The sequence below is a fragment of the Nocardia albiluteola genome (genome assembly GCF_018860155.1).
Taxonomy (GTDB): Bacteria; Actinomycetota; Actinomycetes; order Mycobacteriales; family Mycobacteriaceae; genus Nocardia; species Nocardia albiluteola.
Genome location: NZ_JAHKNI010000004.1, coordinates 159,420 through 178,295, shown reverse-complemented (window position 1 = coordinate 178,295; position 18,876 = coordinate 159,420). Strand labels below are relative to the sequence as shown.

Here is an 18,876-nt window from a genome sequence, read left to right as displayed (position 1 = left end):
TCGATGAATAGTCTTGCCGCCATGACACATCCGACCCCCTCGGGCTCCCCGTCAACCTCCAGCCGCCGCCGCAGGATCGCGCTGGTCACCGGCGCCACAGGCGCGGCCGTCGCCATCGTGGTCGGGGTGAGTGCCTGCGGATCGTCCGGCAACTCCAGCTCGGCGCCGGCCTCGTCCACCTCGGCCGCGGCCTCCAGCACGGCCAAGCCGGGCAAGCACCACGGGAACGCGATCTTCGGCACCATCGCCTCGCAGAACGCCAACACCTGGACGCTCACCAAGAAGGACGGCACCACCGAGACCGTCACCATCACCCCGCAGACGAAATTCGGCTCCAAGAAGAATCCGGCTCAGCAGTCCCAGTTCACCCTCGGTGAGATGGTCGCCGTGCGCGGCAAGGAGTCCGGCACCACCATCACAGCTACCGACATCACCCAGGCCAAGCAGCATTCGGCCAGCGCCACCCCGTCGGCCTCGGCTGCCCCGGCGGCTCCCACCACGAACTGAGGTCGCCGCGCCGCCGGTAGCCCGCGGGCCGGCGGCGCCGCGTTCTTCACAGCTCATACCTAACCTGCCCCAACGACAGCCAAATGTCCGAGCCCGAGGATTTCCCTCGTCGGTCCGGCAGGTGCCGGACGGCGTTTCGGATTCCGGTCCGGGAACCAGGAGGTTGGTATGGGTATCACGTCGAGGCTGGCCGCTGCGGTAGCGGTTGGCGGACTGACGTTGGGGGCGTTGGGAATTGGGTCCGCGGTCGCGAGCGCGCAGCCTCCGCAGGCGCCGGCGCAGAACGGACAGCAGTGCGCTCCGCCGCCCAACGGACACCAGGGACCGCCGCCCTCCGGGCACCAGGCTCCCCCGCCCGGCGGCCAGAAGCCCGGCAACCCGCCCGCATGCCCGCCCGCGCACTAGAAAGAGCTGCTGCACAGCGCCGATAGCGCCGCGCAGCCCGCAAGGCCCCGTGCCCACTGTCGTCGGGACACGGGGCCTAGGCGTGGTTACACCACGTGGCATAACGAGTTCCCAGCTGCCCCCTCCGGCAGCCCTCACACGCTCGCGAGCACGTCCTCGAAGGCGGCCTCCGCGGCCCCGAGAAGCTTGAGATCCGGCCCGAGGGAAGACCTTTCGATCCGCACACCTCCGTGGGCACGCGAGACCATGCTGCGCCGCCGGACCTCCTGCTGCGCGCGCTGCACCACGGCCTCCGGGAGGATCGCGAACAGGTCGCCGAGCACCACCAGCTCCGGGCCGAGAATGTTCACCACGTTGACCAGGCCCAGGATCAACCAGTCGACATAGCCCCCGAGACGGGCCACCGAATCCGAATCCCGTTGCAGCTCACGCAGTTCGGCCACGATCGCGCCCCGGGCTCCGGTCTCGCTCAGGCCCAGCGCCCGGCGTAGCGCGTGCTCGCCGACCTCGGTCTCCCAGCAGCCGGTATTGCCGCAATGGCAGACCCGGCCACTGGGATTCACCGTCATGTGGCCGATTTCGCCGAGGTAACCGGCCGAGCCGCGCAGCAGCCCACCCTGGGCGATGATGCCCCCGCCCACCCCGACGTCGGCGGAGACGAACACCGCGTCCGAGGCCCCGCGCCCGACCCCGCGCACGTATTCGGCCAGCGCACCGAGTTCGGCATCGTTGCCGACCACCACGGGCACACCCAGGACCCGGCCCATCCGGTCGCCGAACGGCACCTCGTCCCAGCCCAGATTCGACGCGTTGTACACGAGGCCGTCGTTGCGGCGCACCACGCCCGGCACCGAGATCCCCGCCGCCACCGGATGCAGGTCGAGATCCTGGGCCAGCAGCGCCGCGGACTCGGCGACATGCGTGACCACCTCATCCGGATCCCGTTGCCGCCCACGCAGATTCCAGCTGTTGCGCCCCAGGATCTGACCGCCCAGGCCGACCAGCGCGATGGCCGCGTGCTCGACCTGCACATCCACCGCGAGCACCACGACCGCCTGCGGCTGCGGCAGCACCAGCAGCGACGGGCGGCCCGCGCCCTGCGGCAGCCGCGGCACCCGCTCCTCGACGACCCCATCCCCCGCCAGCCCGTCCACCAGCATCTTGATGGTCGAGCGGTTCAACCCCAGTTCCGTGGCCAGCGTGGCGCGCGTGGCCGGACCGCCCACATGCAGCAACCGCAACAGCGAGGCCCGATTGAAGCGCCGCACCTCATCGGGCCGGGCGACATTCACGACGGCACCTCCCACATCGACAACCCCTCACTCCGCAATGCACACGCCCGGGACCGTCCCAGCCGAAAGTCGGTGCGCGATCGGCGATCACCATGACACACGGCTGGGCGGCCGCCGAATTCATCGGCCCGTATGTGCGGCCCTGCGGCGCGAGAGCGCATCCACGGTGGCCGCCAGCAGCAGCACCAGGCCCGTGACCACCGAGACCACCGCGGCCGGCTGTTTCAGCAGGCCGAGGCCGTTGGACACGACCGCCAGCACGGCGCCACCGATGACGGCGTCGGCAATGCGTCCCTTACCGCCGAACAGCGACGTACCGCCGATCACCGCGGCGCCCACCGCGAACAGCAGGGTGTTCAGGCCACCGGCCTGCGGATCGACCGAACCGACCTTGGAGGAGTACACGATCGCGCCGATCGCGGCACAGCCGGAGCTGATCACGAAGACGCTCGAGCGCAACTGGGTGACGTTGATACCCGCCCGGCGCGCGGCCTCCGCATTGCCGCCGATCGCGTACAAATGCCGACCGTACGTGGTCCGGTTCAGCACATAGGTGCCGATGGCCAAGAGCACCAGGATGATCGGCACCACGTACGGCACCCCGGAGATCGTGATCAGCTTGCTCGGCGACCGGTTCACCGACATGAACGCGGTCGCAATGCTCGCGAGCACCAGCAGCGCGACCACCTTGCCGATCACCAGCGGCGTCGGCTGCACCACCAATCCCTTTGCCCGCCTCCGGAAGTGACCGAACAGCGTGACCCCGGCCCAGCCGCCGGCGGCGACCACGAACAGCACCCAGCTCCACAGCACCGACAGATTCCCGTTCGCCACCGCATCGAGCACGTGCGAGGAGCTGATGCCCAGCACGCCGCCCTCGCCGATCAGCTGCAGGATCGCACCCTGCCACGCCAGGAACAGCGCGAGTGTCACCACGAACGAGGGCATTCCGATCTTGGAGATCAGGAATCCGGTGATGCAGCCGATGGCGGTGCCGACACACACCGCCAGCAGCATCTCTATCCACGGATTGGCATGGAAGCCGACGACCGTGATCACCACCCCGAGCAGCGACATCGCCACCCCGGGCCAGATCCGCAGCAGCGCGGCCAGTGCCGCGGCGAGCAGCAGCAGGCCGTTGAAAATGTAGAAGACCGTACTGCCCATGCCCGTCAACAGATTTCCGTTGTCGACATAGTGCATGGCCAGCACCGCCCCGGCCACACCGGAGGCGGTGCCCGCCGACAGATCGATCTCGCCCAGCAGCAGCACATACACGATGCCCATCGCGATGATGGTCTGCCCGGCGCCCTGGGCGAGCAGATTCGCGATGTTGTTGAGCGAGAAGAACACATTCGACAGCGAGGAGAACAGCACGACCAGCACCACCAGACCCAGCAGTGCAGGCAGCGAACCGATCTCGCCGCCCCTCACGCGGGCGAGATAGGCACGCACGGCCTCCGCCGTGGATACGGTGGTGGTGTCGATGCCGAAATCGGTGATCGCCGTCTGGGCGCCGGTTGCGGTCTCGGGGCTCTCCCCGCCGCCTGCCGTATCGGCCGAAACTTGGGTCATCACAAATGCTTTCCTGCTAATCCTGCTACAAACGCCTACAACACAGCGGATTCCGGCCGGGCCAAGCCCAACTCACCGGAGCGTCCCGCGGTGATCAATTCCACGACCTGATTCTGGGTGACCTCCGAGGTCCGCACCTGCGCCGCCATCCGGCCCAGGTACAGCACCGCGATCCGGTCGGCGACCTCGAACACGTCGGCCAGGTTGTGGCTGATCAGCACCACCCCGAGCCCCTGTTCGGCGAGCCGGCGCACCAGATCCAGCACCTGCCGGGTCTGGGCCACCCCGAGGGCGGCGGTCGGCTCGTCGAGCAACACCAGATTGCTGTTCCACAGCACCGATTTCGCGATCGCCACGGTCTGTCGCTGTCCGCCGGACAGCGAGGCCACCGGGGTGCGCACGGATTTCACCGTGCGCACCGACAGCGATGCGAGCGTGCGCCGCGCCGCGTCCTCCATGGATGCCTCGTCCAGGAACCACGGCTTGCCGCGCTCCCGGCCCAGGAACATGTTCTGCACGATGTCGAGGTTGTCGGCCAGGGCAAGATCCTGGTAGACCACCTCGATGCCCAGTGCGCCGGCATCCTTCGGGCCGTGCAGGTGCACCTCCTCGCCCCGGAACTTGATCGTCCCGGAGTCGAAGGGGTGAATCCCCGCGATGCACTTGACCATCGTCGACTTACCCGCGCCGTTATCGCCGACCAGCGCGGTCACCTCCCCCGCGGGGGCGGTGAACTCGACATCGTGCAGAACATGGACCGCACCGAAGCTCTTGTTGAGCCCGGAGATCTGCAGCAGCGGATCACTCATCTGATTTGCAATACCTCTCAGGAGATCCCGAGCTGGGTGCACACGGAGGAAACATCACCCGAGCACAGATCGCTCGCCTTCACATAACCCTGGTCGACAACCGTCTTGACCTGATCCCGGGTGACCGTATGCGGGTCCAGCAGAACGGATTTCACAGTCCGATTGCCCTTGGGGTCCTGACTCGACGCCGTGGCGACGGCGTCCGCGGCGGCCTTGTCGCCCTTGGCCAGATCGGCGGCGAGCTTGGCCGCGGCGTTGGCCTCGTCCTGGATCGGCTTGAACACCGTCATGTACTGATCGCCGCGCAGGACGGCCTTCAGGCCGTCGGTGGTGGCGTCCTGGCCGGTGACCGGGACCTTGCCGTTGAGGCCGTTCTTCTTCAGCACGGTGACGATAGCGCCGGCGAGGCCGTCGTTGGAGGCCACGACGCCGTCGATCTTGTTGCCGTTGGTGGTGAGCAGCTGCTCGAAGGTCTCGCCGCCCTTCTGGTTGTCCCAGCCGTCGATGGCCTGGCTGGCAACGAGTTTCAGCGCGCCCGAATCGTAGAGCGGCTTGAGCACCTGCTCCTGCCCCTGATGGAAGAGGGTGGCGTTGTTGTCGGTCGGCGCGCCCTCGATCTCGATGACCTGGGCGGCCGGCTTGGCCTTGAGCGCGTCGGCCATGGCCTGGCCCTGCAGCGCACCGACCTTCACGTTGTCGAAGGACACGTAGTAGTCCGAGGAGCCGCCGAGGTTCAGCCGGTCGTAATCGATGGTGGGGATGCCCGCCTTGTGCGCCTTGGCGGCCACGGCATTACCGACCTCGCTATTGATGGAGGCGATGAGCAGCACCTTGACGCCCTTGGCGATCATGCCGTCGGCCAGGGTGCTGAACTTCTGCACGTCGCCCTGCGCGTTCTCGACGTCGGCGTCGAATCCCTCGGCATTGAGAGCCTTGGTGATCATCGGGCGGTCGAAGCCCTCCCAGCGGGCCGAGGTCGCGGTCTCCGGCAGGATCACACCGACGGTCCCGTTCTTGCCCCCACTACTGCCGTTCGAGCTGGTGGAGTTGCCGCCGCCGCTGGAGGAGTTGGATCCGCAGGCAGCGAGGGTCAGCAGGCCGGCGAGCGCAACGGCCACGGCCCCATACCGTTTCATCCTCATCAGGTGAACCTTTCGAGCTGGCGGCCCCCGCCACCGGTTCGGGTGTCCGGTGACGGAGGCCATATGTTGTAGGCAACAACATATGCGACACAGCTCGCGGCGAAGGTCACAATTGCGCAACACTGTGTCTCAGCTCACGTTCGATTCCATGGTGACAGGCCGGGCCGGTATCACTTCGGAGAACATTCGAATCTCGGCGAAGAAGTTGTTAACGTATGCCCACCCCCGTAACGTTGTGTGGTTGTGCACGCCGCTGCAGGGGTTTATTGGCGACTGGCATCAGCAGGGTTCCTGCGTCAGTGGCACTATCGGCTCGCGATGTTCGCGGGCATGTTCACCAATGTGGTGTTCGGGCTGGTCCGCGCCTCGGTGATGCTCGCGGCCGTGCGCGCCACGACCGGATTCGGCGGCTACACATCGGATTCCATCGGCGCGTACGTCTGGCTCTCCCAGGGACTACTGGGATCGCTCGGGGTGATGGGGCCGACGCTGGACATCGCCGAGCGGATCCGCACCGGCGACGTCGCGATCGACTTCCTCAGACCCGCGGACATCCAATTCTGTTATCTGGCAACCGATCTCGGTCGGGCGGCGTGCGCCTTGCTGCTGCGCGGGCTGCCCAGTGTCGCCGCGGGACTGCTGGCCTTCGAGCTGGCGATGCCACATCAGGCCGGCGCGTACGTGCTGGGCGCGCTCAGTATCGTACTGGCCGTCACGATCTCGTTTCTGCTGTTGTTCGCGGTGTGCCTGACCGGATTCTGGATGGTGGAGACCCGCGGTATCCGGCTGCTGTATCAGATCGTCGCCACCTTTCTGGCCGGCCTGTTCGTTCCCGTGCACCTGTTTCCCGGATGGTTGCGCACGCTGGCGGAGCTCACCCCGTTCCCGTCGCTGCTGCAGACGCCGATCGATGTGCTGTCGGGGCGGGCGACCGGTTGGGATGCCCTGGAAGTAGTTGCTGTACAAGTATTCTGGGTTGTCGTCACAGTTCTACTGGGCCGGGGGTTACTTCGGGCGGGCCGCCGTAAACTGGAGGTACAGGGTGGCTGAACTACTCGGAACCACCCGGACCTCGGGAACATGGTTCACCCCGTACAGTGCCGTACTCCGCTCGCGGATGCGCTCACAGCAGGCGTATCCACTCTCCTTTGCCGCCGACATGCTCTCCTCACTCCTGGTCGGTGTGGTGGAATTCGCCGAGGTCTGGGTCATTTACCACAACGTGCGGGTGCTGGGCGGCCTGGATCTGCACGCGATGCTGCTGCTGTTCGGCATGTCGAATCTGGCCTTCGCGATCGCGCAGATCGCCTTCGGGCACACCGACACGCTGCCCGCATACATCCGCGCGGGCACCCTCGATGCCTTCCATCTGCGCCCGCAGCCGCTGCTGTTGCAGCTCATCACCAGCGATGTCTCGCTGCGCCGGGTGGCCCGCGCCGGCGTGGCGGCGACTGTGTTGTGCATCGGCCTGGATATCAACGACATCGATTGGACCGTAACCACATTGGCCCTATTGGCGCTCTCGCTGACGACGGGCATCGCGCTGTTCGCCGGGTTGTTCGTGTGCGCGGCGGGCCTGCAGTTCTTCCTCGTCGACGGATCGGAACTGACCAACAGCTTCACCTACGGCGGCGCCTTCGCCGCGCAACAGCCCAGCTCGGTGTTTCGCGCGCCGATGACACTGCTGTTCGGCTTCGGGGTGCCGGTGTCGTTCGTCGCGTATCTGCCCACCATCGCGCTGCTGCGGCTGCCCGGACCGGCATGGCTGCCGAGCTGGCTGGCATGGGCGAGCCCGATCGCGGCGGCGTGGGTCTGGGGACTGGCACTGCTGTGCTGGCGTCAGGGAGTGCGACACTATCAGGGAGGCGGTGGATAGCGGTGTCCATCGAAATCAACAATCTGACAAGACAATTCGTCATTCATCGGAAAACCGAGAAGCGCTGGACCCGTCGTCGCGAGGTGATCACCGCGGTCGACAGGATGAGCTTCTCGATCGAATCCGGCTCCGCGGTGGGCTATATCGGGGCCAACGGCGCGGGCAAGTCGACGACCATCAAGATGCTCACCGGCATCCTGGTGCCCACCTCCGGGACCGTGCGCACCTGCGGGCTGGAACCGGTGCGGCAGCGGCGCGAGCTGGCCGGGCGGATCGGGGTGGTGTTCGGGCAGCGCTCGCAGCTGTGGTGGGATCTGCCGCTGCGCGAATCGTTCTCGATCCTGGCCGCCATCCACCGCCTGGATCCGGATCGGGCCCGTAAGCGCCGCCACGAACTGGTGGAGCAGCTGGAGATGGCCGGCACCCTGGACACGCCCGTGCGGCAGCTATCGCTGGGGCAGCGGATGCGGGCGGAAATCGCCGCGGCACTGCTACATTCGCCCGAGCTGCTCATCCTGGACGAGCCCACCATCGGCCTGGACGTGCTGTCCAAGCAGCGATTACGCGATTTCCTGTCCTACGAGCGCATCGAACGCGGCACCACCCTGTTGCTCACCACCCACGACATGGGCGATATCGAGCGGCTGTGCGAGCGGGTGCTGGTGGTCGACCGCGGCCGCCTGGTCCACGACGGATCTCTGACGGGGCTGGCCGCCACCGTGCGAGTGCGCCGGATGCTGGTGGTCGATCTGGTCGCGCCGGCACCCGAACTCACCGGCCTGCGCGGCGCGCAGTTGATCGCCAGCGAGGGCGGCGGCATCCGGCAGCGGCTGGCCTTCGATCCCGAGAGCATCACCGCCGCACAGCTCCTGGCCGCGGTCTCGGCGCGGGCCGAGGTGCGCGACCTGTCCATCGAGGAGCCCGGCATCGAGGACGTGGTGCGGCGCATCTACCGCTCCCAGAGCGCGGCGCGATCACCGAGTGTGGACACAAACGCGTCCCCGCCGACGGGCGACGGGGACGCGAGGTAGTGCTCGATCGGATCATTCAGGGGGTGCGGCCGCCTCCTGCTCACGTGCCCCCTGGTCCAGCCGGAACGGCGGGTACTCGTCCCGCATCAGCGAGGAGTACGCGCGCACCCGGATGCTCCAGCGGTTCAGACCCATCACCAGGTCGAACAGCCCGCGCAGGTAGCGGCCGGTGAACAGCAGCCCGATCAGGGCGATGAGCACCAGCACGGCCAGCAGGGAGATCCCGCCGCCGCCCATCATCCAGTGGCCGTGCCCCCCGCCCACGCCGTGGTGGTGATGGTGATGGCGGTGCCCGCCGCCACCTCCCCAGCGCCAGAAGCCACCGGCGAAGGCCGCCACGATCAGGTACTGCGGGATCGCGAGCAGCCACCACTTGATCAGCACCAGCCAGCGGTGCAGCTGTTCGGGGTAGTCCACCTCGAGATCCGCCGGGTAATTCTCGTCGGGCTTCAGGCTGAACGGCGGATACCGATCGGTGCCCGCGGGCGAGAACGCGTAGAACCGGACACGCCAGCTCCAGCGCATGACACCCACATTGAAGTCGAAAAGGCCTCGGGGATAACGACGTGTGAACAGAATCGCGAAGAATGCGATGACCGTCACGACGAAGTAGGCGATGTGCAGGAAAATCAGCACCACGATATGCGGAATCGCAAGAATCCATTTGATGATCCATTGCCAGCGCGACAGCGCCGGGTCGAGATCACCTCGAACGCGGACGGGGTAAGCGGGGGTGTCAGGTTGCATGACCACGCTCCTCTCGGGCGTATCCGGCTCGACGCCGAGCCGCGATACCACCGATTGTTTCGCAACCAGGTCACGTTCATGGTTCTTTCCGAGGTGGATGTGTCATCGACTGTGATGACACGCGCCGACACTCCGTTTGCTTCGTCACATCCACCCTCTCGTGTTGCGAGAAGCGGCGTCATGTGTCACCTTGCTTCTGATTGTCCGCAGCTCGGGCCGAAGGCCGTGCGGGGAGCGGGAATGAGGAGTCGAAGTGCAATTCCGTCGAGCACCATTGTTGCCGAACGGTAGCAAGCAACGTGCCACGACGATCGGGCTGTTGCGTCCGCGCACCATCCGCGGTCAATTGATCCGAGTGCTGGCGGTTTCGGTCGTCCTGGTGCTCGTCCTGCTGGGTCTGCTGATGGCCGGCCAGGTGCGTGCGTACCGGGCCACCGACAAGACGGTGCGCGCGGTGTCGCTGACGCTGTCGGTCCAGGACCTGGTGCAGGAGGTGCAGCGCGAGCGGGGCCTGTCCAACGGCATGCTCGCCGGCGACGCGGCGATGCGGCAGGCGCTCGACGCCCAGCGCCCCGCCACCGACCGGGCCCTGCAGGCGTTGAGCGCGGCACTGGACGACCGCGCCCCGGGCGTCGGCGATGTGCGTGCCGCGCTGCGGGATCTGGCGGCGCTGAGCGACGAGCGGGCCGGAATCGACGCGCACCGCACCGACCGCACGACCGCCTTCGCCTTCTACACCGATGCGATTACCGCGCTCACCCGCACCCGGCTCGGACTCGACCACGCCCAGGACGATCAGGTGTGGCGGGGCCTGTCCGCGCTGTACTCCCTGGGCGATGCGAAGGAATTCACCGCGCAGGAACGCGGCTTCCTCAGCGGCGTCTTCGCCGCCGGCGGGTTCGGCCCCGGCGAGTACGTGCAGTTCCTCGACATCCGGGCCGCGAAACAGGCCGCGCTGGAGACATATCCGCGCGATGCGACCCCGAGCGAGCGCGTGGCGGTGACCAGTTTGATGCACTCGGCCGACGCGCTGCGCTCCGCCGAGTCGGAGGGCGTCGCCATCGCGGCGCAGCACGGACCGCTCCTCACGCCGGTCTCCGCGACCGATTGGTGGGCACAGACGAGCTCGGTAATCGATGCGGAGCGCGGCGTGCAGCAGTCGATCGGCGCCGACATCAATCAGCGCGCCCAGCACCTGCGTCAGATCGCCGAGCGGACCCTGGTCGGATACGGCGTCGGCACCCTGCTCGCACTGCTGGTGCTGGCGCGGCTGGTCTTCTCCGGCGTGCGGGCCATCGTGCGCCCGCTGGCCGCGCTCGCGGCGACGGCCGACGAGGTCGCCACCCAGCGGCTGCCCGCGCTGATCCGCGCCTGGCAGGATCCGGACGCGGACGATCCCGGCCCGCCCGAGCCGGTGCCCGCCCCCGAACGCGCGAGCGTCGAGATCGCCCAGGTGGCCGTGGCATTCGACCGTGTGCAGACGACCGCCTACGAGCTCGGCGCGGCGCAGGCGACGGTGCGCCGCAACACCACCGAATCGCTGGCCAACCTGGGCCGGCGCAATCAGAATCTGCTGCGCCGCCAGCTGGCGCTGATCAGCGAGTTCGAACGCGAGGAGCTCGACCCGCGGGCGCTGTCGAACATGTTCGAGCTCGACCATCTGGCCACCCGCATGCGGCGTAACGCCGAGAGCCTGCTGGTCATGGTCGGCCAGGCCAGCCCGCGCCGGTGGAGCGAGCCGATCCCGCTGACCGACGTCATCCGTGCGGCCCTGTCGGAGGTCGAGAACTATCGGCGGGTAGTGGTGCGCCGCGTCGACGACGTGCCGGTCACCGGCGGTGTGGTCAGCGAGCTCGCCCACATGCTGGCGGAACTGATCGAGAACGGGCTGTCCTTCTCGCCGCCCGAGGTCGAGGTCGAGATTTACGGCCGCCTCGTCGGGCAGCGGTACCTGCTGGCCGTGGTCGACCACGGCATCGGCATGTCGCCCGAGCAGTTGGCGGCCGCCAACGCGCGGCTGCGCGGGGAGGCCGACTTCATGGTCGCGCCGACGCGGTTCCTGGGGCACCACGTCGTCGGGCGACTGAGCCGACGCCTGGGCATCGAGGTGGAGCTGACGGTCTCGCCGATCAGCGGTGTGGCGGCCCGGATGCTGCTGCCCCTCACGCTGCTCGCCGGGCCGGTCGCACCCCGCACCTCCCTGGCCCTCCAGTCGGCGCAGGCCGCGTTGCCCGCCGGGGGCTCTCCGACCACACTGTCGGCGAGCGAGGACCGCTCGGCGTTGGAAGCGGCCGCACACGACCGTCCGGCAATCGCGGCGGACCACAATGCCCGGGCGCCGTTCGACCCGGCACCGGCGAACGGCTCGAACTGGGCATTCTCCGAAAATCCGGTGACCGCAACGGATTCCGCTCCGTACGATGCCTCGACGAACGGCGCGGCGGCCCGCCCGGATCCGTTCCCGACACTGCCGCCGGGCCGAATCAAGGATTCCCTGAACGCCCTTTCCACGCAACGGAATAGGCATTCGGTGCAGTCGGCCTGGACCAACGGGCAGGCCCCGGGCACCGCCCCGGCAACCCCCACTCCACGGTCATCGCCTCCGGTGACCGATCCGAATCCAGCTGAGCCGCAATCGAATGCGCCAGGCCATTCGGAACGCGCCGCCACCGCCGCGCCGGAAGTGGAACGAACCCGCAACGGTCTGGTCAAGCGCGCCAAGCGGATTCCGTCCCCAACCGCACCGGATCCGGTCGCCGCCACACCCGCCTCACCGGCGCCGCCGCGACACCGGACATCGCCCGCGGTGGACCACTCCGCCGAGCAGACCAGGGGTATGCTTTCAAGCTTCCGGGCCGGTCATCGGCGCGGCGAAATGCATGAGCCGGCGCCAATTCCGGCATCCACAGCACAGGAGGACCCCCGGTGACCACTCAACTGCCGGAATCCGGTTCACACACCTTCAACTGGCTGCTCACCGATTTCGTGCGCTCCACCGACGGTGTCCGGGATACCGTCGCGGTGTCCTCGGACGGGCTGCTGATGGCGATGTCGGAGGGGCTGGACCGGGCCGGCGCGGACCGCCTCGCCGCGATGGTCTCCGGACTGGTGAGCCTGGCCCGAAGCGCCGCGCGCAGTTACGATTTCGATGGCCTGAAGCTGATCATGATCGAGATGCGGCGGGGTTTCCTGCTGGTGTCGGCGATCTCCGACGGCAGTTGCATCGGCGTCATCGCCGACAATGACAGCGATGTGGGCCTGGTCGGATATCAGATGGCCATCCTCGCCGATCGGGCCGGCGCGATCCTGACCCCGGCACTGATCGCCGAATTACGACAGTCGCTGCGCGGATGATCGACCGCCAGCCTGGCGACACCGCGGATGCGGAGCACGGAGATACCGGCCCCGTGGTCCGGCCGTTCCTCATGACGGCCGGGCGAACCACCCCGCTGGTCGACGGGCTGCGCGTCGAAACCCTCATCCGCACAACCCACACCGCACCCTCGGCATCGCTGCGGTTCGAGCAACGGACCGTGGCGCTGCTGTGCCGACACCCCCATTCCATCGCCGAAATCGCTGCCACACTGCGTGTTCCGATCGGCGTGGCTCGGATCGTGGTCAGCGATCTGATGCTCGCCGGTCACGCGGAGGCGGCGTCGGCCGATGATCTATCCACCGCAGCCATCGAGAGGATCAGGGATCTTGTTCGGGCACTCTGAGACTTCAGCTACACCGGAACCCACCCCGGCCCCACCGGAACAGGCCGCCGTCTCGGTCAAGATCGTGGTGAGCGGCGGCTTCGGCGTCGGCAAGACCACCTTCATCGGCGCCATCTCCGAGATCGAACCGCTGTCCACCGAGGCCGCGATGACCGAGGTGTCGACGGGGGTGGATCCGGAGCAGTACACGGGCAAGACGACCACCACCGTGGCGATGGACTTCGGCCGGATCACCCTGGACCGTTCGCTGGTGCTGTACATGTTCGGCACGCCGGGCCAGGAGCGGTTCGAATTCCTGTGGGACGACCTGCTCGACGGCGCCCTGGGCGGGGTGATCCTGATCGATACCGGACGGATCGAGGATTGCTATCCGGTCCTGGACTTCTTCGAGCGCAACGGCACCCCGTTCGTGGTGGCGGTCAACCGATTCGACGGTGGCGACCGCTTCGATCTGGACGAGGTGCGCGAGGCGCTGCGCGTCGATGAATCCATCCATATGGTCGAATGCGATGCCCGCAGCCGCGAGTCGGTGAAGCAGGTACTGGTGGCGCTGCTGGAACAGGTGCTGGTCCAGCGTCTGGCCCGCGCGAGCTGATCCGCCCACGTCCCGGCGCGGGACACGACACCGCCCCGGAGTCCGCGGGACGCCGGGGCGGTATGCGAGCGTGCACTCGCGTCAGCTGCGATTTAGCCGAAGGAGCCGGTCCACAGGGTGCTGGCCAGGCCGTGGAAAGCAGCGCTGCCGGTGCTGAGGACGCCGTTGAGCGCAGCCGAACCAGTGTTGATGATGACCGGGATCATAAAAGATCAACCTCTCTTGTCAGGGGCGTGGAACCGTCGGTGCTCCGTATTGGACCACCGACCAGGACCACCCTGCTGGGCCGATCTGAGAGTTCACTGATCCGTAGCTGACAAAGGACTGAGAGGTCTCATGTTAAAGATCACCGTAACGAGTCGCGCACAACGGGCGATGCAGATCTCGTCAATACCGCCCCCTACCGGCGCATTTTCCCTTCCGCGGAGTAGAGACTGATATCGCCGCCCTCGCTCAGAAAGGCATTGACGAGCATCGGCCTCCGCTCCAGCAACTCCTCAGTTTCGGGAACCGCGGTGGTGATCGAGATCTGCGGGATCGACGCCCAATTCACGACGTACCGCTCCGGCGGACCGTCCGCCCCGGACATCGGGGCGAGCCGGAAGACCGACACCGTGCGGCGCTCCATGAGGCCACGCACCACCTCCGCGATTCGCTCCGGATCTTCCAGCGCGAACAGGAAGGAGAAGGTCAGCTCCGGGGAGGACACGTAGGCGGACATGAAATACCAGGTTACGGAACTTTCGGGCGTGGCGCAGCCATCTCGCCGCGCCCCCGATAGATCATCGATCTTCGCGAGCACGTGACACGGCCGTAACTGTCTATAACGATTACTCGGCAGCTTGGCCATGAGGGGTTCGTCCTGTTGCGCGGGCTATCTGGACGCGCTTTCCTGAAAGAGTCCCGTTTCCTGGACTCATTGCTCATCGCATCGTCGCGGATTTCCCGGTTCTCACCGTGTCCTTTTGCGGTGGGCTGCCGCGTGCGGGAACAGGGACTGCGCCGGTGCCGGGGAGCGCACCCCCCCAACCTCCCTGGCCCTGGCGCAACCACGGTCCGATCCCGAAGCAAGGGTGGGAGTGTTATGGCGACCGAATATGCCGGTAGCCGTATCGGATCCGACGAGCTGCCGTCGGTGGTGGAACTGCTGCGGGCCTTCCGCGCACCCGTCGACGGGCGAGGCCCGGCCCACGGCCGACATCGTCCCGTGCTGGATGCCGCCCACGAATTGGTCGGCTGTCACGAGCGCCGGTATCTCGCGCTCGCGGCCGCGCACGCCCCCGGCGCGGGCAGCGATCAGCGGGCCCACTACAGCCAGCTGGTCGACGACATCGACGCCGAACGCGCGAAACAAGTTGCGGGCATAGACATCTGGGTGGCCGACAATATCGCGCACCGCTCCGGCGCCTCACTGCACACCGAAACCCTCGGCGCGGTGATCGACCGCATGGCGGCGAAATGGGTTGCGGCACAGGATGCCCTGGGCCTGCCGTGCACCGCCGTCAAGTCCGGCGCGCGTACCCGGGCCGGTATCGGCGGCCCGCACGGGGTGGACGCGCAGGCCCACCTGCACTGGGTCCAGCTCGCCGAACTGGCCGACGGCTACAAGGATCTGATCACCGACGTGACCGAACACCGGCGGCGGCTGCCGGTGTTCTAGCGCCCCGGGTCGACGATCTCGACGTTGGCATCGATGTACGGCTGGTCGGCGGACACCCGTGCACTGGGCGCGGGCTCGTCGATCAGCACGTCGGGCTCCTCGCGCCCGGCGTTGACGCCGTGCGCGGCCTCGCGGTCGCGCTGCGCGGCCGCGGCGGCCTCCCGCATTTCGATCGCGTCGGTGATCCAGTCACCGATCTCCCGGGTCACCTCCGAGACCGTGCCCGTGATGATCGAGGCGATGTTGCCGACGTGCCGCGCCCCCGAGGAGGTCAGCTCCTGGATCAGATCCTTGTTGCTCTCGAATTTCCCGATCATCAAACGCCCGCTTCACTCGGATCCGGCTGTGGCTTGTTTCTCATCACGATAACAGCTGGCTGCGGCGTCTTCCCGGCGAGCGCGGGCGGCAGCGCCAGGCGAAACAGCTTGAGCCAGACCGAACCGATCTGCTTGCTCAGCGGGCCGGTGTTGTAGGGCAACCCGTACTTCTCGCACAGGACGCGGACCTCCGGGGCCATCTCGGGATACCGGTTGGCGGGCAGGTCCGGGAACAGGTGGTGCTCGATCTGGTGCGAGAGGTTGCCGGACAGGATGTGGAACAGCTTGCCGCCGGTGATGTTGGCCGAGCCGAGCATCTGACGCACATACCATTCGCCCCGGGTCTCCTCGGCGGTCTCCTCCTCGGTGAACGTCTGTACGCCCGAGGGGAAGTGACCGCAGAAGATGATCGAGTACGCCCACACGTTGCGCACCAGGTTGGCGGTGGCATTACCGGCCAGCGTGGAGACGAACAGCGGCCCGGACAGCAGCGGGAACACCACGTAGTCCTTGAGCACCTGCCTGCCCGCCTTGCGCCACTGCCCCTTCAGCAGCCGCTTGACCTCGGACCAGGACCGCTTGCCCCGCACGATGTTCTCGGCCTCGAGATCGTGCAGCATCACGCCCCATTCGAACAGCAGCATCAGCAGGGCGGCGTAGATCGGGTTGCCCAGGTAGTAGGGATTCCACCGCTGGCCCTCGTCGATGCGCAGGATGCCGTACCCGATGTCGCGGTCGCGGCCGTGGATATTGGTGTATGTGTGGTGCATGTAGTTGTGCGAATGCTTCCACTGATCGGCCGGGCAGACCGTATCCCATTCGAAGACACGCGAATTCAGGCCCGGTTCCCGCATCCAGTCCCACTGGCCGTGCATGACGTTGTGGCCGATCTCCATGTTGTCCAGGATCTTGGACAGGCTCAGCGCCGCCACCCCGGCCAGCCAGAACGGCGGCAGGAATCCCAGGTACATCAGCCCGCGCCCGGCGATCTCGAAACCGCGCTGCGCCTTGATGATCGAGTAGATGTAGTCCCGGTCACGCTCGCCGAGGTCGGCGGTGATGCGGTCGCGCAGCTCGTCCAGCGCGCGGCCGATGTCCTCGACCTGCTGCGGACTGAGAACCAGCGGGCCGTCCTGGGTTTCGGTCAGTATGGTCGCAGCTCCGCTTCGCTCCGCTGCAACCTGTGGTGCTGTGTTCATAGTTCCCTCGCTTCGCTCGCTCACGGCTCTCCCCTTCAGATTTCGATATCCACGTCGCCCACGGCGGCGTTGATGCAGAGCTGAATCGGCTGATCGGGATCGCTGTCCAGCTCCCCGGTGCGCAGGTTGCGGGTGCAGCCGGAGCGCTTGATCGAGGTGCAGGAGAAGCAGATTCCCATCCGGCAGCCGTATTCCGGTGTGAGGCCGGCGGATTCAGCCTGTTCGAGCAGGGTGGCACCGGCGTTGGGCACGGTTGTCGCGCTGGCGGAGAAGGTGGTGACGCCGGTGATCTCGCCCGGATCCACCGGCGCCGCGGCGAGCGTGAACTCCTCTCGGTGCAGCCGGTCGTCGAGCTGTTCAGCCTGGTAGACGGTGCGGACCGCCGTCATCAGCGGCGCCGGACCGCACACATAGGTCTGGGCGGTGGCGAACCACGGCGCGATGCGCTCGAGCTGGTCGTAGCCGAACAGCCCCGCCACCGGGTTCTTCGCGCAACTCCAGGGCGCGCCGTCCAGCAGTTCGGACCGGCCCAGCCGCGGATAGCACAGGGCGATCCGGAAGTTGTTGTGCCGCTCGGCAATTTCCGCCAGTTCCACGCGATGGGGCACCGCCTCGGGCGAGTGCGCGTAGTGCAGGAACACCACCGGCCCGCGATGATTCTCCGCGTCCAGGGTGCGCAGTATGGACAGCACCGGGGTGATCCCGCTGCCGCCGCTGATCAGCACGATCCCATCCGGGCGCCGCTGCGGCAGGGTGAACACGCCCGCCGCGGGAGCCAGATCCACCACCATGCCGGGCGCGGCGTGGCGGTGCAGATACCGCGAAACCAGGCCGTGCGGATGCGCCTTGACCGTCAGCCGCAGCCGCCGCGTGGCGCCCTGCGGATCGATCGGCGAATAGCACCGGGTGTGCTTGACGCCGTCGATCAACACCCCGATCTGCACATACTGTCCCGCGAGGTGCCCTCGCCACTGCCGGGTCGGCCGCAGCGTCAGGGTGATCGAGCCGGGCGTGCGCCGATCCACCTCGACGATCTCCGCGCGCATGTCGCGCACGGTCAGCGTGGGGCGCACGAGTTCCAGATAGCGATCCAGGGTATGCGGTGTGGTCAGCGTCTGAACCAGATCGATCAGTCCTGCCATAACTCTTCTCCCACCACCCGGTGTAGCTCGTAGAATTTCAGTGCACATCTGTACACTGATCCAAGTGTGCTCCGACACGGCACGGAATTTCAACCAGCAGGTCGTGTGACCGACGCGACACCGAGAGGAGCAGGCGCATCGTGAACGGATGTATGCTCACCGAGATGACCGAGCGCAGCGAACAGACAGAGTCCCGGGGGGAGCGCAAGGAGCGCACCCGCCACGCGCTGCTGGAGGGCACCCTCGAGCTGGCCGCGGAGCGCGGATTCGCCGCGCTGAGCCTGCGGGAGGTCGCGCGCTCGGCGGGCATCGTGCCCACCGCGTTCTACCGTCACTTCGCCTCGCTGGACGAGCTCGGCACCACACTCGTCGACGAGGGCGTGCGCCAATTGCGTTTGGCCCTACGGGATCTGCGGCGCGCCCCCGATGCCCGCCTCGCCGAGACGGTGCGCTTCGTCTTCGCACAGATCGCCGGGCGAGATGCGCTGTACGGCTTCCTGGTTCGTGAACGGTACGGCGGGTCGGCCGTCCTGCGCACCGCCATCTCGATCGAAATGCAGCTTCTCACCAGGGAATTGGTCGTCGACCTGTCCCGCCTGCGCGCGCTGGACAGCTGGTCGCCCGAGGATCTGGAGCTGGCCGCGGATCTCATCGTCTCGACGGTTGCGGGGCACATCGCCGACTACGTGGCCGCGCTGCCCCGCGACCGCCAGAACGTCGTGGAACGCACCGTGCGACAGGTGCGACTGATCGCCCTGGGCATGGCCGCCTGGCGCTCGGTGCCATAGATACAGAAGGACGCCTCGCGAACCTCCCGGGATCGCGAGACGTCCTTCCCGTATCCGAGCTGGTGCTTCCGA

19 protein-coding genes are annotated in these 18,876 nt (G+C 67.3%); 10 read left to right on the top strand and 9 right to left on the bottom strand.

Annotated elements, in window-relative coordinates:
* Positions 1–21: 21 nt before the first annotated feature.
* Positions 22–507: a DUF5666 domain-containing protein gene (locus KO481_RS13975; RefSeq protein WP_215917540.1), complete on the top strand. Its 486-nt coding sequence runs from the start codon at positions 22–24 to the stop codon at positions 505–507.
* Positions 508–1,046: 539 nt separating this feature from the next.
* On the opposite strand, the gene KO481_RS13970 is transcribed toward KO481_RS13975, so the two are convergent.
* The 4 genes from KO481_RS13970 to KO481_RS13955 form a co-directional block, all read right to left on the bottom strand.
* On the bottom strand, positions 1,047–2,204 hold the full coding sequence (locus tag KO481_RS13970) for an ROK family transcriptional regulator (protein WP_215917539.1): 1,158 nt from the start codon (positions 2,202–2,204) through the stop codon (positions 1,047–1,049).
* A 120-nt stretch (positions 2,205–2,324) separates the two neighbouring features.
* Positions 2,325–3,779: a sugar ABC transporter permease gene (locus KO481_RS13965; protein WP_215917538.1), complete on the bottom strand. Its 1,455-nt coding sequence runs from the start codon at positions 3,777–3,779 to the stop codon at positions 2,325–2,327.
* A gap of 35 nt (positions 3,780–3,814) precedes the next feature.
* Positions 3,815–4,588, bottom strand: a complete 774-nt coding sequence (locus KO481_RS13960) for an ATP-binding cassette domain-containing protein (protein ID WP_215917537.1) — start codon at positions 4,586–4,588, stop codon at positions 3,815–3,817.
* 17 nt (positions 4,589–4,605) lie between these two features.
* Positions 4,606–5,730: a sugar ABC transporter substrate-binding protein gene (locus KO481_RS13955; protein ID WP_245400893.1), complete on the bottom strand. Its 1,125-nt coding sequence runs from the start codon at positions 5,728–5,730 to the stop codon at positions 4,606–4,608.
* Between the two features lie 330 nt (positions 5,731–6,060).
* Here KO481_RS13955 and KO481_RS13950 point away from each other — a divergent pair, with 330 nt between their 5' ends.
* The 3 genes from KO481_RS13950 to KO481_RS13940 are packed head-to-tail and all read left to right on the top strand — an operon-like array spanning position 6,061 to position 8,637.
* On the top strand, positions 6,061–6,780 hold the full coding sequence (locus tag KO481_RS13950; protein ID WP_245400892.1) for an ABC transporter permease: 720 nt from the start codon (positions 6,061–6,063) through the stop codon (positions 6,778–6,780).
* On the top strand, positions 6,773–7,606 hold the full coding sequence (locus KO481_RS13945) for an ABC transporter permease (RefSeq protein WP_308166596.1): 834 nt from the start codon (positions 6,773–6,775) through the stop codon (positions 7,604–7,606). The genes KO481_RS13950 and KO481_RS13945 overlap by 8 nt, the downstream gene beginning before the upstream one ends.
* 2 nt (positions 7,607–7,608) lie before the next feature.
* On the top strand, positions 7,609–8,637 hold the full coding sequence (locus tag KO481_RS13940; protein ID WP_308166595.1) for an ABC transporter ATP-binding protein: 1,029 nt from the start codon (positions 7,609–7,611) through the stop codon (positions 8,635–8,637).
* A gap of 12 nt (positions 8,638–8,649) precedes the next feature.
* Here the strand turns inward: KO481_RS13940 and KO481_RS13935 are convergent, their stop codons facing one another.
* The gene (locus KO481_RS13935; RefSeq protein WP_215917534.1) at positions 8,650–9,384 is read right to left on the bottom strand and encodes a DUF4389 domain-containing protein; all 735 of its coding nucleotides are present in this window, start codon (positions 9,382–9,384) and stop codon (positions 8,650–8,652) included.
* Between the two features lie 253 nt (positions 9,385–9,637).
* Here KO481_RS13935 and KO481_RS13930 point away from each other — a divergent pair, with 253 nt between their 5' ends.
* The 4 genes from KO481_RS13930 to KO481_RS13915 are packed head-to-tail and all read left to right on the top strand — an operon-like array spanning position 9,638 to position 13,698.
* Entirely contained in the window at positions 9,638–12,313 is a 2,676-nt protein-coding gene (locus KO481_RS13930) for a sensor histidine kinase (protein ID WP_308166594.1), read from the top strand.
* The gene (locus tag KO481_RS13925) at positions 12,310–12,738 is read left to right on the top strand and encodes a roadblock/LC7 domain-containing protein (protein WP_215917533.1); all 429 of its coding nucleotides are present in this window, start codon (positions 12,310–12,312) and stop codon (positions 12,736–12,738) included. Before KO481_RS13930 ends, KO481_RS13925 begins: the two co-directional genes overlap by 4 nt.
* Positions 12,735–13,103 (top strand): DUF742 domain-containing protein, encoded by a 369-nt coding sequence (locus KO481_RS13920; RefSeq protein ID WP_215917532.1) that lies wholly within the window; start codon positions 12,735–12,737, stop codon positions 13,101–13,103. The genes KO481_RS13925 and KO481_RS13920 overlap by 4 nt, the downstream gene beginning before the upstream one ends.
* A complete protein-coding gene (locus KO481_RS13915; RefSeq protein ID WP_372452041.1) occupies positions 13,084–13,698 on the top strand; it encodes a GTP-binding protein in 615 nt (204 codons plus the stop codon). The genes KO481_RS13920 and KO481_RS13915 overlap by 20 nt, the downstream gene beginning before the upstream one ends.
* A gap of 400 nt (positions 13,699–14,098) precedes the next feature.
* Here the strand turns inward: KO481_RS13915 and KO481_RS13910 are convergent, their stop codons facing one another.
* A complete protein-coding gene (locus KO481_RS13910; RefSeq protein WP_215917530.1) occupies positions 14,099–14,419 on the bottom strand; it encodes a hypothetical protein in 321 nt (106 codons plus the stop codon).
* 363 nt (positions 14,420–14,782) lie between these two features.
* Between KO481_RS13910 and KO481_RS13905 the strand changes: the two genes are divergently transcribed.
* A complete protein-coding gene (locus KO481_RS13905; RefSeq protein WP_215917529.1) occupies positions 14,783–15,358 on the top strand; it encodes a DUF4254 domain-containing protein in 576 nt (191 codons plus the stop codon).
* Here KO481_RS13905 and KO481_RS13900 read toward each other — a convergent pair.
* From KO481_RS13900 to KO481_RS13890, 3 genes are read right to left on the bottom strand one after another with little or no spacing between them, the layout of a single operon-like run.
* A complete protein-coding gene (locus KO481_RS13900; RefSeq protein WP_215917528.1) occupies positions 15,355–15,675 on the bottom strand; it encodes a hypothetical protein in 321 nt (106 codons plus the stop codon). The genes KO481_RS13905 and KO481_RS13900 overlap by 4 nt on opposite strands.
* Positions 15,675–16,874: a fatty acid desaturase family protein gene (locus KO481_RS13895; RefSeq protein WP_215917527.1), complete on the bottom strand. Its 1,200-nt coding sequence runs from the start codon at positions 16,872–16,874 to the stop codon at positions 15,675–15,677. The genes KO481_RS13900 and KO481_RS13895 overlap by 1 nt, the downstream gene beginning before the upstream one ends.
* Positions 16,875–16,909: 35 nt before the next feature.
* Positions 16,910–18,016: a ferredoxin reductase gene (locus KO481_RS13890; RefSeq protein WP_215917526.1), complete on the bottom strand. Its 1,107-nt coding sequence runs from the start codon at positions 18,014–18,016 to the stop codon at positions 16,910–16,912.
* Between the two features lie 164 nt (positions 18,017–18,180).
* On the opposite strand from KO481_RS13890, the gene KO481_RS13885 reads away from it, so the two are divergent.
* Complete coding sequence (locus KO481_RS13885; RefSeq protein WP_245400890.1) at positions 18,181–18,804, top strand: TetR family transcriptional regulator; 624 nt, start codon at positions 18,181–18,183, stop codon at positions 18,802–18,804.
* Positions 18,805–18,876 lie beyond the last annotated feature (72 nt).